General features: G+C 42.3%; 11 protein-coding genes. 4 read left to right on the top strand and 7 right to left on the bottom strand.

Annotated elements, in window-relative coordinates; genetic code table 11:
- Positions 1 to 261 precede the first annotated feature (261 nt).
- Complete coding sequence (locus ABWT76_RS21225; protein WP_054466815.1) at positions 262 to 678, bottom strand: AbrB family transcriptional regulator; 417 nt, start codon at positions 676 to 678, stop codon at positions 262 to 264.
- Between the two features lie 238 nt (positions 679 to 916).
- On the opposite strand from ABWT76_RS21225, the gene ABWT76_RS21220 reads away from it, so the two are divergent.
- Complete coding sequence (locus ABWT76_RS21220; protein WP_156331796.1) at positions 917 to 1,309, top strand: hypothetical protein; 393 nt, start codon at positions 917 to 919, stop codon at positions 1,307 to 1,309.
- Between the two features lie 175 nt (positions 1,310 to 1,484).
- On the opposite strand, the gene lpxD is transcribed toward ABWT76_RS21220, so the two are convergent.
- From lpxD to rlmD, 3 genes are all read right to left on the bottom strand, one after another.
- A complete protein-coding gene (gene lpxD, locus ABWT76_RS21215) occupies positions 1,485 to 2,534 on the bottom strand; it encodes a UDP-3-O-(3-hydroxymyristoyl)glucosamine N-acyltransferase (RefSeq protein ID WP_054466817.1) in 1,050 nt (349 codons plus the stop codon).
- Positions 2,535 to 3,107: 573 nt separating this feature from the next.
- Positions 3,108 to 3,428, bottom strand: a complete 321-nt coding sequence (locus ABWT76_RS21210) for a YkvA family protein (protein ID WP_054466867.1) — start codon at positions 3,426 to 3,428, stop codon at positions 3,108 to 3,110.
- A 109-nt stretch (positions 3,429 to 3,537) separates the two neighbouring features.
- A complete protein-coding gene (gene rlmD, locus ABWT76_RS21205) occupies positions 3,538 to 4,983 on the bottom strand; it encodes a 23S rRNA (uracil(1939)-C(5))-methyltransferase RlmD (protein ID WP_190877457.1) in 1,446 nt (481 codons plus the stop codon).
- A 201-nt stretch (positions 4,984 to 5,184) separates the two neighbouring features.
- Here rlmD and ABWT76_RS21200 point away from each other — a divergent pair, with 201 nt between their 5' ends.
- A complete protein-coding gene (locus tag ABWT76_RS21200) occupies positions 5,185 to 5,670 on the top strand; it encodes an allophycocyanin subunit alpha-B (RefSeq protein ID WP_054466818.1) in 486 nt (161 codons plus the stop codon).
- A 114-nt stretch (positions 5,671 to 5,784) separates the two neighbouring features.
- Here ABWT76_RS21200 and ABWT76_RS21195 read toward each other — a convergent pair whose 3' ends face one another.
- Positions 5,785 to 5,943 (bottom strand): hypothetical protein, encoded by a 159-nt coding sequence (locus tag ABWT76_RS21195; RefSeq protein WP_156331797.1) that lies wholly within the window; start codon positions 5,941 to 5,943, stop codon positions 5,785 to 5,787.
- 118 nt (positions 5,944 to 6,061) lie between these two features.
- On the opposite strand from ABWT76_RS21195, the gene ABWT76_RS21190 reads away from it, so the two are divergent.
- Both ABWT76_RS21190 and ABWT76_RS21185 read left to right on the top strand, forming a co-directional pair.
- Positions 6,062 to 7,531: a DUF1565 domain-containing protein gene (locus ABWT76_RS21190; protein ID WP_054466819.1), complete on the top strand. Its 1,470-nt coding sequence runs from the start codon at positions 6,062 to 6,064 to the stop codon at positions 7,529 to 7,531.
- Positions 7,532 to 7,848: 317 nt separating this feature from the next.
- Complete coding sequence (locus ABWT76_RS21185; RefSeq protein ID WP_354634914.1) at positions 7,849 to 10,215, top strand: DUF1565 domain-containing protein; 2,367 nt, start codon at positions 7,849 to 7,851, stop codon at positions 10,213 to 10,215.
- Between the two features lie 67 nt (positions 10,216 to 10,282).
- Here ABWT76_RS21185 and ABWT76_RS21180 read toward each other — a convergent pair whose 3' ends face one another.
- Both ABWT76_RS21180 and ABWT76_RS21175 read right to left on the bottom strand, forming a co-directional pair.
- Positions 10,283 to 11,485, bottom strand: coding sequence for an ATP-binding protein (locus tag ABWT76_RS21180; RefSeq protein WP_354634912.1), 1,203 nt, complete (start codon positions 11,483 to 11,485; stop codon positions 10,283 to 10,285).
- Positions 11,486 to 11,520: 35 nt separating this feature from the next.
- Positions 11,521 to 14,241: a PAS domain S-box protein gene (locus tag ABWT76_RS21175; RefSeq protein WP_354634911.1), complete on the bottom strand. Its 2,721-nt coding sequence runs from the start codon at positions 14,239 to 14,241 to the stop codon at positions 11,521 to 11,523.
- Between the last annotated feature and the right edge of the window lie 609 nt (positions 14,242 to 14,850).

Genomic DNA, 14,850 nt, shown 5'->3' with positions numbered 1-14,850 from the left:
CTCACATAAGTTTAAAATTACTTGAGTGAGTTTTTAAAAATGCAAAAAGCCGGGGTTATGTTCACTTAAGTGAGCATAACCCCGGCTTTTTTAGGTAATTCTGGTTTAGTTCAAAAGGTTGTACTTTGGCCCAAGAGATCCAAGAGATCGTGGGCCAACTAGACAACCATAAAGGAAAGAGAAAATGAGGATAAGCTTGAGTGGTGCCCATTTTTAAAGGCAATTTTAAAAATCCACAAAAAGTTTGCTTTCAGGGGCAAACTAATCCTCATTATCATCCCCTTCGTCAAAATCTCCACCTAGTTTTTTATCTTCATCCACTTGGATTAAGTGAATATGCTTGTAGCCCAGTTTAATTTCAAACTCATCACCGGGCTTCAAGTTCATCGCGGCGGTATAGGTTGAGCCAATCACAATTTGACCATTCTTGTGAACGCTGACCCGATATGTGGGTTCACGCCCGCGACCATCTTTGGCTCCTTCTGGGTCTAAAGCAACGCCCTTCGCTCCTAAGACCGCATCATAAAAATCGGTCAGGTTGACGCGAGTTTGGCCGCCTTTTGTGGTGGTGTAGTAGCCGCAGCGCTTTGCTGTTTCACGCCGTGGTAAATGTGATAGTTCTTTTACTTTTTGAAGCAGTGCTTTACCCGTTAGGGGTTGAGTTGTAGTTTCAGTCATTGTCTTAGTGAAGTTACTTCACTCTATAGTAATGTAATTTGAGTCCGATATTCATTTTCGGCCTTGTAAAAAATATACCCTTAAATTTGTCAATTTGAACAAATTTTTTGAATATTTTTAGATCGAAGGCTGACATGAGTTAATTTTATTGGTCTAAGGTCGGGGTATCTGCCTGACAAAAGTCCCTAAAATCAGCCCTTTTTGGCATATCTCCGTATAAAAGACCCCAAATAGATTGATGGACATCTGCGGAAAGAAAGCCGATCGCCTATCCGGGGAAAAAGAAAATTTCTCCGGTCTGAGCATTGGAGAATGTCCGAGGAGGAAAATCTCACTGCTCAGAAAAGAACTGCGATCGCCAACGGAGGGGTTTTATTGCCGGGAAAATTGCCGGGAAAATTGCCGGGGAAAATTGCCGGGGAAAATTGCCGGGAAAAATTGCCGGGAAAAAATAGGCGGAATTGTTGCAGTCAGAATCCAACGGATCCGGGTCAAAATTTTCCGCCTCTCCCGTGGGCTTGGGAAAATTGCTGACGAATCGGCGGAAGAAATCTGTGTAATTATCTCCCTTCAAATTGGCTCAAGCCGGAATGATTATGGTTTACCTAGGATTTTTTGGGACTTTGCATAGAGGCGGACAATTTTCCGAACGATCGCCCAATATGCCCAAGATTATGCCCAATGTATAGATTAATCATGGGATATCTAGTTTGGGTGATTTATGTTTGGCACTGAGGGGGTGAAAGACTGGGGTGAATACTGGTGAACGCTCGAAAAGTTAACCCCCAAAACCCAAGGGAAAGGATTTAGGTGCGATCGCTAAAGTGGCGTTTCAGTTGCTTAAAGGCTTGATAAATTTCCGGCAACCGATTGGAGATTGCCACAGTTTTCAGCCAAACTTTATTGGGAATTGCCGGATATCCTGAGACGATCGCCCCAGAGGGAACATCGCTATGAATTCCTGACTTGGCGGTAGCGATCGCCCCTGAGCCGATTGTGACTCGATTAGCCACACCAACTTGACCCGCGAGGATAACATTATCTTCGATTTTAACTCCCCCGGCTAACCCAACATGAGCGGCCAAAGCACAGTTTTTGCCAATCTGACAACCGTGACCAACTTGGACTAAATTATCAATTTTTGTATTGGCACCGATCCGAGTTTGTCCGACAGCAGGACGGTCAATTGTACTATTACAACCCACCTCTACACCATCTTCTAAAATTGTGTGACCCGATTGTTCCATTTTGATCCAACCTGTTGGGGAAGGAACAAATCCAAATCCTTCGGCACCAATCACCGCCCCACTATGAATCACACAATTTGAACCAATCGAAGAGCGTTCATGGATCGTGCAGTTGGCGTGCAAAATTGTGCGATCGCCAATGGATACCTGGGGATAAATTACCACATTGGGGTAAATCTGTACCCCTTGTCCAATGGTGACTCCAGGGGCGATCGACACATTTGCACCAATATAAACATCTGCACCAATTTGGGCTGATGGATCGATCGCTGCGGTGGGATCAATTCCTGGTTTTGGTCGCCAAGGTTGATATAAAAGACTAATCACCTTAGCAAATAATAATCTAGGTTCTTCACTAGCAATCCAAGCCATTCCTCTGGCACTGGCTTGTGTTTGCAGTTCTGGAAGCATCGGCAATATTAAAGCACTCGCATCCGTGGTAGCAACAAAGGGAACAAATTTGTCACCTTCGATGTAACTAAATGTTCCATTTGTGGCATCATCAATGGGAGCCACTCCAGTAATTTCTGGATTGACAGCCGGATCATTCCTCAAGCTATTACAGTTGGCCGCATCGCCTAATTTTTGTAAAATTTCGTTAAATTTCATTATCTAAGTCTTTTTTCATAGGACCCTTCGACCAAAAAAACCTCTAGATCCAGGAATTTGACCTAAAAATTCTGATTTTTTTCAGCAGAAGGGGGGCATGAGGTGGGCATCACAGAAACCAGCTTTCTCTAAGAAACCGGGTTTCTCGGGAAATTGGCAAAAAGTCACCAATGGTCTTACTTGAAAAGAAAATAAGCCCTTGGTGGACGATCAGCAAGATGATGGCAGTCAATACTTACTTAAAATACCACTTTTATTAAAATAAGAAAAGATCGTTAAGATTTGACTCGGATAAATTTTCTGGGTTTACTCCCAGGGGATTGGGGTGATAGGCTGGGGGCTAACTCTTGTGGTGACACTATTAATATATAGAGTCAGCAGCGATAAATTTTTTACTTCTATACAAGCCTGCGACTACGGTAGCAACCATTGAGGGGTTCTGGTTTCCATCCGCTCTCTCCTTTAGAGGGGTTCTGATTTCAATCCGATCCAACTTTTCCGGGGACTCTTGATGCAGAAACCCGGTTTCTTGAAGAAACCGGGTTTCTAGATCGGCAGGATTTGGCCTTTGAACTATTCTATGGGAGTGGTTTCCACATCGACGGTAGGATTGGTGGTGGGATTTTCTGATTCATGGACACCAGGAACTTTATTGTTCCCCAGGGGACTCTGACGGGATTTAAAGTATTCGATCGCCATCTGGGATAGTTCAGAAATCAGTAAAGTCGCCAAGGCAATATCATCAATTTGTCCCACAATTGGCAGGAAATCGGGGGAAATGTCAAAGGGACTTAACAAATAAACTACGGTAGCTAGGACAACCCACCAACGGTATTTAGGATTGCGGACTGTGTTGCGATACCAATTGTAAAGAGACTGGATAGAAAAGCTCATCAGTATTACCTCGACTTTTTCTAATCGTGGCAAATTTTCCGCCAAGTTGTCAGGGGAGATATCCTCCCTAAATTAGTCGGGAGAATGCTACTGGGGAGTTTCGGTAAAATTAATTGCTGCCGGTGGATCGCTGCAAAAAAGCCACGGATTCCACATGGGAGGTTTGGGGGAAAAAGTCCGCAGGTTGTACGCGAATTAACTGATAGCCACCAGTACAGAGAGTTTTCAAGTCTCGGGCTAAGGTTGAAGGTTTACAACTTACATAGACAATGCGTTCTGGTTGAGTTTTTAACAGGGTTTCTATTACGGCGCGATCGCACCCTTTTCGGGGCGGATCCAGCAAAACCACATCGGGGTTAAGCTGCAATTCCGGCAACAATGTCTCGACTTTACCTTGATAAAACTTAACGTTACTCACCTGATTTAACTGAGCATTTTTCTCCGCTTGTTCCACCGCTGCGGATTGCCATTCTATACCAATGGCTAACTGCACTTGTGAAGCCAAAGGCAGGGTAAATGTGCCAATTCCACAGTAGGCATCAACCAACAGTTCATGGCCTTGTAAATTTAATTCTCTGCGGATAATTGGCAATAGGGCTTCGGCGGCTTCCGTATGGATTTGAAAGAAGGTATCGGCCTTTAAGTGAAGCTCTAAACCGGCATATTTCTCTTTTAAGTAAGGCAATCCGGCCAAACAACGAGTTTCCGGGCCAAAAATGACATTGGTACGACTAGAATTCAGATTCAGACAAACTCCGACTAATTGGGGATAGCGTTGCAACCAGGTTTCCGCTTGGGCTTTGATTCCGGGCAATTTCTCACTGGTACTAACTAAAGTGAGCAGTTGTTCCCCGGTACGTCGCCCAATGCGGATACATAAGTGACGCAGTAAGCCGGTGTGACGGGCTTCGTTATAAATAGACCAGCCTTGTTGCTGAATGTCTTGTTTGATTTCTGCCAAGAGGGGATTGAGGCGATCGTCTTGTACCGGGCAACGATTCAGATTAATCAAGGAGTGGCTGCCTTTTTGGTAGTAGCCCGCTTGTACCTGACCTTGAGCGGAAATACTCAGGGGATAACTGGCTTTATTGCGATAACCCAGAGATGCCAAGGGGGAACCATCGATCGCTTCCGTGAGGACGGGATCGACTGGGGGTTCCGCAATGCCGCCAATGCGTTGCAGCGCTTGAATCACCAGGTTTTGTTTGGCTTGCCGTTGATAAGCCGCGTCGATATGCTGCCACTGACAGCCGCCACATTTGTCCGCCACAATGCAATGGGGACGGCAACGGTGGGGGGAAGCTTCAATGAGTTCGTGCAATTTGCCGTCGCCATAATTCGCTTTGACTCGCAGCAGTCTGACCCAAGCGCGATCGCCGGGGACTGTATCCGGGACAAAGACCACTCGTTCCCCGACTCGACCCACTCCCTCACCGCGATCGGTCAGATCCGTGACCGTCACTTCCACCAAAGCACCCTGTTGCCAATCTGCTTGCCCAGATGCTTGCCCAGATGCTTGCCCAGATGCTTGCCAATCTTGATTTGTACTGTTCATTTGTGTTGATTCGTGATTTATTGTTCGTTATTTGTCATTAATTATACGTTATTTAATTTAGTTTAAGTAACAAACAACAAATAACAAGCAACAAATAACCAATAAATAAAAAAAATCTCAGATTCTCTGATTTACTCTTTCTTTATGTTCCCTAGAATCGGTAAACTACATAAGATATCTTTTAGACCTCATCGATAAATTATGACTGTAGTTAGCCAAGTTATTCTCAAAGCAGATGATGATCTGCGTTACCCCAGCAGTGGGGAACTCCAAAGCATCAAAGACTTTTTTAATACCGGCGAAATGCGGCTAGAGATTGCCATGATGCTTGCGGAAAACGAAAAAAAGATTGTCGATCGCGCCAGTAAGAGTCTGTGGAAAAAACGCCCTGACTTCATTGCTCCTGGGGGAAATGCCTACGGGCAAAAGCAGCGCAACCAATGTCTGCGGGACTTTGGCTGGTATTTGCGTCTGGTGACTTACGGTCTAATTGCCGGTGATACCGATCCCATTGAAAAAATTGGTTTAATTGGCGCACGGGAAATGTACAATGCCCTTGGCGTCCCCATGCCCGGAATGGTGGAATCAATCCGCTGTTTAAAAGACGCATCCTTACAACTACTGAATGAATCCCAAGCCGCGATCGCAGGCCCTTATTTTGACTATATTGCTCAGTACATGTCTTAACATTTTGTAACGACATGACCCGCAGCCCCCCTGGGAATTTCCTGGGGGGTATTTTTTTCCGCTGACTTATTAAGTATATTTGCTTATGGTGCTTTTTGAGCAGTTAGGAGGCGATTACTGAATATATTTCAAAATGTCATTAATCTTTACAAAACTTAAAATTTTGAGCCAGTTTATTTTAATTTCTGCTACGGAAAGCTCACTGCTTTTTTTGTCATGCGATCGCCGAGAAATGCCCAGAAATGCCCAGAAATTCTGATGAATTGATAGCATAATTAATATCTTTTCCAGGCAAAAAATCCTGATCGGGAAAAAACTGCCAGTTAATGTAGGCAAAAGATTTAATTAAATTGCTATTAAATCATTTAGCCATAGTCAGGAGATCGTTTCAATGAAACAATACTTATATGGACTCCTTGGAACCAGCTTTGCTCTGATCAATATAGCCGCTTTCCAGATTCAACAGAGTCAATCCGGGGCAGTTCCCCCTGTCCAAAATTCCGAAAACTTGTCCTCAATTCAGCTAGTCGCCCAGCAAACCATTCTCTATGTCGATCCGAAGCGGGGGATTGACTCAGCCAGCAGCGGAAAAGACCAGAATAATCCTTTAAAAACGATTACCGCTGCTTTGGAACAAGCCCAACCGGGGACAGTAATTCAACTAGCCCCCGGACGCTATAGTGCTGGAGAAATGTTTCCTTTAAACCTCAAACCTGGGGTGATACTTCGCGGCGAGGAAACCAATCACGGAGAAGGCGTGGTGATTACGGGAGGTGGGCAACATATTAGCCGGTCTTGGGCTGCCCAAAATGTGACGATTTTAGCCGATGAAAATACAGAAATTCGCGGCATTACTGTCACCAACCCTAACACCAGAGGCACGGGAATTTGGGTGGAAAATACCAATCCGCTGATTCGGAATAATACTTTTGTCAATAATAATCGCGAAGGAGTTTTTGTTTCAGGAACCGGGGCGCCGGTAATTGAAAATAATCAGTTTATGTACAATGGCGGCAATGGCATCTCCGTCACTCGTCAAGCCAGTGGAGAAATTAAAGGCAATATTTTTATCGATACTGGGTTTGCTCTGGCAATTGGCCATGATTCTACCCCACTAATTTTAAATAACCAAATTCGGCAAAACCGCATTGGTTTGGTAATTACGCAAAATGCTCGGCCAACTTTGCAGGGTAATTTGATTGAAAATAATAGCGAATATGGTATGGCAGTAATTGCCCAAGCGGAACCAGAAGTAGCCGCTAATAACATTTTTCGCAATAATGAACGGGAAAATTGGCTAGTGTCTCGGCAACCACAAGGAATGCCCCCGTTACCAGAAGCAAACGGCAGCACAAACGGCACCACAAACAGTTGGAACGGCACTACAATGACCACCGCTGCGACTTTTTTTTCTTGTCAGCCTTATGGGGATGGATTTGCTACCATCGCTCAAGGGTCAATGGCATCAATTCCTCAGCCAATGATCATCTGGAAAACCTATGAATTTGATGCTCCAGAAAATCGCTGCATCCAAAGTACGGAAAAATTAAATCAGTTAGTGGTTGCTAATGGCGGAAAATTAGACAAGATGATGTTTGCCACCGGACGAGTGAATAATGATAAAGCGGTGTGTTTGGTGACAGATGTTTATGAAAGTTGTCAGCCGAAAAATATGGTGTTTAAACTGAGTCAGCAAAATGCCGATAATTCTGCCGAAGTTTTGAGACGTTTGATTGGTTTTACTATTCAAGGAGGTGGGAATCCGGTGCAGGAGGTTGGCCCAGAAGCGATCGCCCCTCTGCGTCCAGTCAGTGAAAATTTACAGCCAGAATTAGGTTTATGGTTTGTTGAATTACCGTAATTTTTGTTGATTGTTGATTGTTGATTGTTGATTGTTGGTTGTTGGGTAGGGATTCTTTGATTGTTGGGTAGGGATTCTTTGATTGTTGATTGTTGATTGTTGATTGTTGATTGTTGTTGGTTGTTTGTTCAACAACCAAAGAATCCCTACCCAACAACTAACAACCACCGACCACCAAAAGAATCCCTCCCCACCAACAACCACCAACTAAAAACTAACAACTAACAACTAACAACCATCAACTAACAACTACCAACTAACAACCACCAACCACCAACCAATAACCAACAACCACCAACCAACAACTAATCACAAAAATGCTTCAATCGCTTTTACGTTTTTTACTGAGTACCACGGCGGTATTAGTGATTACTTTACCGCCGATTAAAACTATCGCTTTGACTGCGACAGAAGTAGAAGCGATCGCGTGGCAAGTTTCCGTATTAATTAGTCCGAATTTGACCGCGAAAGGAGATCGATTGTTAATTCCGGGTAGCAAAACAGGCAGTGGGGTGATTATTGGTCGAGAACGGAATTTAAATGGCGATAATTATAGCAATACTTATTATGTATTGACCGCATTGCACGTCGTAGCCAAAAAAGGGGGATTTCATGCGATCGCGATGCCCGATGGGGCGGTGTATTATGTAGAGGCAAATCCCATGAGTGATCGGATTATTCCCTTGGGAAAATTTGTTGGTGAGTTGGGTCAAACTATTGAGGGTTTAGATTTAGCCATTCTCAAATTTGTCAGCGATCGCGATTATGCGGTTGCCCCCATTGCCACAACTCCACCCAACCCCGGAGAACCAATTTTTATTAATGGTTGGCCAAACCCATTAAACTTAGGTAATATTCAGCGCGATCGCCTGTTCAATTCTGGCAATTTGCGTCAAATTGTTAATCCGCCTCAAGCTGATGGCGGTTACAGTTTTTTATATACCAATGAAACCGAATCCGGCATGAGTGGCGGGCCAATTTTTAACGGCGATGGAGAATTAATTGGCATTCATGGCAGAGGACGCGGCATTGAAAATCGTTGCAGCAGTCCAGAAATGAATTTAAACCACAGTTGTGGAATGCCAATTTTCCCCTTATTGCCGCAAATTGCTGCCCAAAAAATCTCTTTACCATTAAATCAAAATCCTGTAAGTATTGAAATAATTCAATATGGTTTACGGTATCGCGGGCAGAGCGATCGCATCCAGGGCGATCGATGGCCATTAACAGTTTTAGGAACCGTAATTAACCCAAATTTTGATGCAACCTTAGCATTGCCTAATCCCGAAACCAGCATCAATTCTACCTCGGTTAATGCGGCAAATAATGACAGCGGCAATCCGATGAACGCAGCAGCGAATGCCCAGAAATCCTCGCCTGTTTATTATGTCAATCCCCAGACCGGAACCAATCATGCCACGGCGGGGAAAACTCCAGAAACTCCGGTTAAAAGTATTAGCTATCTGCTGCAAAGTTCATTGCTACCGGGTACAGTAATTAACTTAGCCCCAGGGATTTATAATAGTAGTAATGAAACCTTTCCCTTCAAGCTACCCACAGGGGTGATTTTGCAAGGCAATATGCCAGAATCCGGGAATCAAAATCAAGATAATCGAGAAGCTATCCGAGAAGTTTTAATTGTTGGGGGTGACTTTACTACGACTCGGAGTTGGGGTCAGCAAAATGTGACCATTGTCGCCAGCGATCGCAGTCAAATTAGTGGCGTGACGGTGAGTAATCCTCTGAGAAATGGCACAGGTATCTGGGTGGAAACAGGCAATCCCATAATTCGTGATAATATTTTCAGTAAAAATAATCGCGAAGGAATTTTTATTGGAGATAACGCCAGTCCAGCGATCGCCAATAATCAATTTATTGACAATATCAGCAATGGAATTTCTATCAGCAATGAAGCCGGTGGAGAAATTCATGGCAATATATTTAAAAATAGTGAATTTGGGGTTGTGATCGCGGGCAATGCGGCACCATTTTTCACCCAAAACCAGTTTGACGGCCATCGCATTGGCTTGATTTTGACGGAACAAGCTCATCCTAAATTAAACAGTAATATCATTGAAAATAATCGAGAATATGGCGTACTTAGTTTGTCTGCTGCTGACCCAGAAATTGCCAGTAATAATCAAATTCGGGGCAACCCCCTAAGTAATAAATTAGCCGTGAAAAACCATGAATGGGGTTTACCATTACCAGCGGAATTATCCCCATCTTTAGTCTTTGGTTGTTTAGAATATGACGCGGGTTTAGCCACTTGGGTAAGCAATGGCAACACCTCCATTCCGCAACCGATGATTCTGTGGCCACCGGAATTACTCCAACCCACGAACCGTTGCCAAAGTGTAGCGGGTAAGTTAAATGGAATTGTTGCCCAGGTGGAAAATCCTTTAGACAATTTATTCTTAAAAACTGGTCGAGTCAATAATTCCCTAGTGGTTTGTTGGGTGTCCGACTGGCAGTCTAATTGTCAAGCGAATAATATGCTATTTCCCCTGCAAATAAATCAGGAGAGAATTAATCGGATTCAGCGACTCCGGGATTTACTGGTTTTTCCCATAGCCCAACAAGGAAATCCGGTGCAACAATTAGAAGAAGAGGCGATCGCGCCTTTGCAATTTCTCAGTGAACGGTTACAATCACCCCCAGGGTTGTGGTTTGTCAAACCATAATTTATCTTAACTATGATTTTTATATGCCTGTTTTATTACTCAAAAAGCATTTACAAAGCATAATCATTTATCCCCGAATTAGAGGTAAGCTGACCGTAAATGTCGTACCCAATCCTACTTCACTTTGAACGCTAATCTTTCCGCCTTGCAATTCCACTGCTTTTTTCACAATCGAGAGTCCCAAACCATTCCCCTTAATTTGCTGCACATTACTGCATCGATGGAAGGGTTCAAATAATCGCTCAATGTCTGCTTCTGGAATGCCGATACCACTATCCTGAACTTGGATAATTAGTTGTTCATAAATGCTATTTTTATGAGAATAATCAGGATTAATTAAACTGGAAAAATCTGCGGTTGTAGCCACTTTTTCCAGATAAAATACTAAGGAGATATTACCTCCATCAGGAGAATATTTAATGGCATTGGAGAGCAAGTTGGTGAGAATGCGATCGAGTAATTGCTTATCTAATAATAGATGAGAAGAAATATCCGGGGCGATCGCCAAAATAATCTGAGACTCTTGAGCGGGACTTTGATCAGGGCTAATTTGCAGTTGCTTGATGAGGTTTTGGCAGAAAATTTCTAGATTAATAATTTGCCGTTTTACCTGAAAATGTCCACTTTCTGAACGACCTAGAAAGAGCATATCCCGCACCATTTCTTCCATGTTCTCAGCGGCATTTTGAATAAACTGAAGGTATTGAGCTTTTTTGCGATCGTCAAATTTTTCGTGGCTTAACTCTAAGGTTTCTGCGGACAGCAGAATTTGGGAAATGGGTTGGCGCAACTCGTGAGAAATCATAGAAATGTACTGATTCTTAAGTTCGACGATTTCTTCCGCCAGTTTACGGGCGGATTCTGAATCAGCCAAAGATTTACGAATTTTATCTTCTGCTTGATATTTATTTAAAGCAATTTCAATGGTGGTATTTAACTGTTGTTCGTCAAAAGGTTTAACAACATAGCCATAAGGATCGGTGGTTTTAGAACGATTTAAGGTTTTTTTATCCCCATAAGCAGTGAGATATACAATCGGGATTTGTTTATGTTGGCGAATGGTTTCCGCCGTCTCGATCCCATCCATATCCCCAGCTAAGACAATATCCATTAGCACTAAGTCCGGGGGATTATTTAACACAGAGAGAATCGCTTCTTCTCCCGATTCAACGATATCCGTGACTTCATATCCTAAACGTCTTAATCGTCCCGCAATATCTTCTGCTACCAACATTTCATCTTCAACAACTAAAATTTTTGAATTAATCATTTTTAGAGATTCCTAAGAGATAAGTTAGACTGAGGTTAAGAAATACTTTTGGCGGATCTTTGTTGAACTTTTGAAAAGTTTAAAATAATTTTTGTTCCTTTTTCTGATACAATTGTTAGCTCTCCTTTCAGTTTTCGAGCCAAAGCACGGATTACCTGCCACCCTAATGTTTGAGTATTTTCAACATTAAAACTTCCCGGTAATCCGATGCCATTATCTTCAACAACTAACAACATTTTACCAGAATCTAAAAGATAAAGTTCTATTTTAATTTTAGCAGATTGTTTTTCAATAAATGCATATTTAAAAGCATTTGTTAATAATTCGTTCAGAATCAAGCCGCATTGAATCGCCGTGTCAAGATTAATAAAAATTGTCTCTGGGTGAGACTGAATCTGCAAATTTTTTGAACTATAGCCGTAAGAAATACATAAATTTAGAGAAATTTCTCGGATATATTCACTAAAATTTAAATTTCCCAGGTCATTAGACTGGTAAAGAATTTCGTGAACCAGAGACATGGAACGAATGCGTGCCTGACTTTCTTTGAACATGGCAATCATTTGTGCATCCCGACTAAACTGAGACTGGAGTTCTAGCAAAGAGCAAACAATTTGTAAGTTATTTTTGACTCGATGGTGAATTTCTTTCAGTAGCACTTCTTTTTCTTCTAAAGATGCTTGAATTTGCGCTGCTACTTTTTTTTGCTCCGTAATATCCCGACCGACAGCATAGACTAAACCTTCTTCGGGAAAGGGAACCGTACTCCAAGCGATCCATTTACAAGATCCATCTTTACATAAATAACGATTTTCAAAGTAAGCACTGCTAATTCCTTGTTTTAATTTTTCAAATTCAGCCAATTTCGCAGCCCGATCGTCGGGATGAGAAAATTCAACAAAAGGTTTGGCTAAAAGCTCTTCAATGCTGTAGCCTAGGGTAGTCGTCCAAGCGGGATTGAGCCGCTTAAAATAGCCATCAAAACTGGCAATACATAGCAAATCTAAAGATAAACTAAAAAACCGATCGCGTTCGGCTTCCGCTTGCACGCGATCGCTAATATCTCGTCCGACTCCTTGGAATTCCAGCAGGTCTCCCTCTGGACTGAAAAAACCGCGAATATTCCACTGTTGCCAACAAACTTTACCGTTCGGGTGATTCAGGGAATATTCCAGAGTTTTAATCGGATTTTCGGGGGTAATTTCCGCTAAACTTTGTTGATGAAGTTGCAGTTCGGCATCGGGAAGTAAAGAAAAATAACTGGTGCCGATTAGTTCATTATAAGACTGATGAAAATAATTGGCATAAGCATCATTCACAAATATTAAGGTGCCATCGAGGAAAAAGCGACAGACCAGTTCTGTTTGGTCTTCCACGATCGCCCGATAACGACTTTCGCTATATTCCAGGGCAAATTCCGCTTTGCGGCGATCGCTAATATCTTGGACGACTTGAATAAAATATTTCGGTTGCCCAGAAACGTCCCGGACGATAGACACCGTAATATTTGTCCAAACCACCTGACGATTTCGATGGAGATAACGTTGCTCAAACGAGTAAGTAGAAATCTCTCCCCTGACCATTGCCTTGATTTGATGTTTTCCTTTTTCTACATCTTCATTATAAACAAACTTTAAGAAACTTTGCCCTAACAATTGCTCCTCGGAATAGCCTAAAATTTCGCATAACTTTTGGTTAACCTGCAAATATTGTCCATTTAAACTAACTTGGGCAATGCCAATAGCGGCTTGGTTAAAAATGCTGCGAAATCGTTGATCGCTTTCAGACAAAGCTTCTTCAATCGCTTTGCGATCGGTAATATCCGTATTACTTCCAATCAGGCGATCGGGCAAAAGTTTGTCCCGCTTAATCGCGCTGCCCCTCGATAAAAACCAACGAATTGTGCCATTTTTGTGAAACATTCGATATTCCACTTCAAACTGGTCAGTTTCACCCAAGCCATAGTCAGATAAAGCACCATAGAGGCGATCGACATCTTCCGGATGAATTTTTGCTTGCCAATCATCCCAATTATTGCCGATTTCCTCATCCCGATAACCCAGCAAAGACTTTAATATCGGATCCATGTAAATTATATTTTCCTTTAAGTCCCAATCCCACAAACCTACTCGATCTTTATAACTACTCAGATTGAATTGCTCTGCTTGAATATCCAAAGCAATTTGAGCTTTTTGTAGTTCAAAAATTGTTTCCCATAGTTGTTCATTAGCAAGGCGCAATGCATAAGTACGGTCAGAGAGAGCCTTTTCTAAATCTTGGTTATTTTGTTGGATTTTTTTAATTGCTTGCTGTTGTTCTGTAATATTAGATATGAAGGCAATCACATAGTCTTTGCCACCGGTGTTGAGTGCTGAAGGATGTTCAGTTGTATTCAAATTCACCCATTCTGACAATTCACTGCCCATACCGGGAATTAATCTCACTTCATAGTTTTGTGGTGTGGGGTCAAAACCATGTAATCTATTTAAAGAATATCGCAGTATTCTTAATTGCTGATTTTGACTCATCAGGAATATCTCTTTTAAAAGTTCTTGCCAAATGCTTTCGGGAAATAAATGCGAAATCGATAACCCCAAAAAATCCCTGGGTGATATGGGCAGATCCGCCTCATTTTCTAGATAACAGCCAATAATTTTGCCATCCAGGTTGAGTTGGAAGCAGAGATTGGAAATTTGGGAAAAAAGTTTTTGCGCGATCGCTTTCTTCGCTGAGATTTCTGACTGTTGTTTGATCATGTCTGAACCTGTTTATGGGTTGTTTTGGGTGATCGCTGTTTTTTGGACTAACCGTGTGAATAACCGTGTGAATATTTTCTGCAATTGAATGCTGAACCTTAGTCAAAGCCAAGATTTTTTAATTTGATTGGTTATGCTTCCGTAAGTGGTTGATATAACCATCCAGCCAATCCAGATTTTTCCGGGAAGGTTTAAGCGATCGCCTGAGAATTGCTTGCTTGAATTATTAGTTTAGATTATACTTAATTTTTTTCTGAGCAAATTTTATTGAATAGCGGTAGTTATTTTCTGTGAATCCTTGTTTTTACAAGAGTGCGGCAATTTTCCCAACGGCACTGATCTGACTTGGGTTGTTTGTACTCTAATAGCCTCGAAACTTAAGCTCGAAACTTAAGCTCGAAACTGTTGATAATTGGCTAATTTCACTCAGCTTAACCTAATTTTAAGCATAACGAGTTAGATTAACGGGTAGACTGATCGCCATTTTCTAGCATCTTAGCAAATTTGAAGCAGATGACTTAACTGCCTGAGATCGACAACGACTTTCACAGACCCATGACCAGTTCCAGGGATCCACTGATATTCTTACTCATATTGGTAAAAAGACTC

The sequence above is a fragment of the Planktothricoides raciborskii GIHE-MW2 genome, from assembly GCF_040564635.1.
In the GTDB taxonomy this organism is placed as follows: domain Bacteria; phylum Cyanobacteriota; class Cyanobacteriia; order Cyanobacteriales; family Laspinemataceae; genus Planktothricoides; species Planktothricoides raciborskii.
The sequence above is the reverse complement of the archived record's forward strand: the minus strand, read 5'-3'. Positions and strand labels throughout refer to the sequence as shown.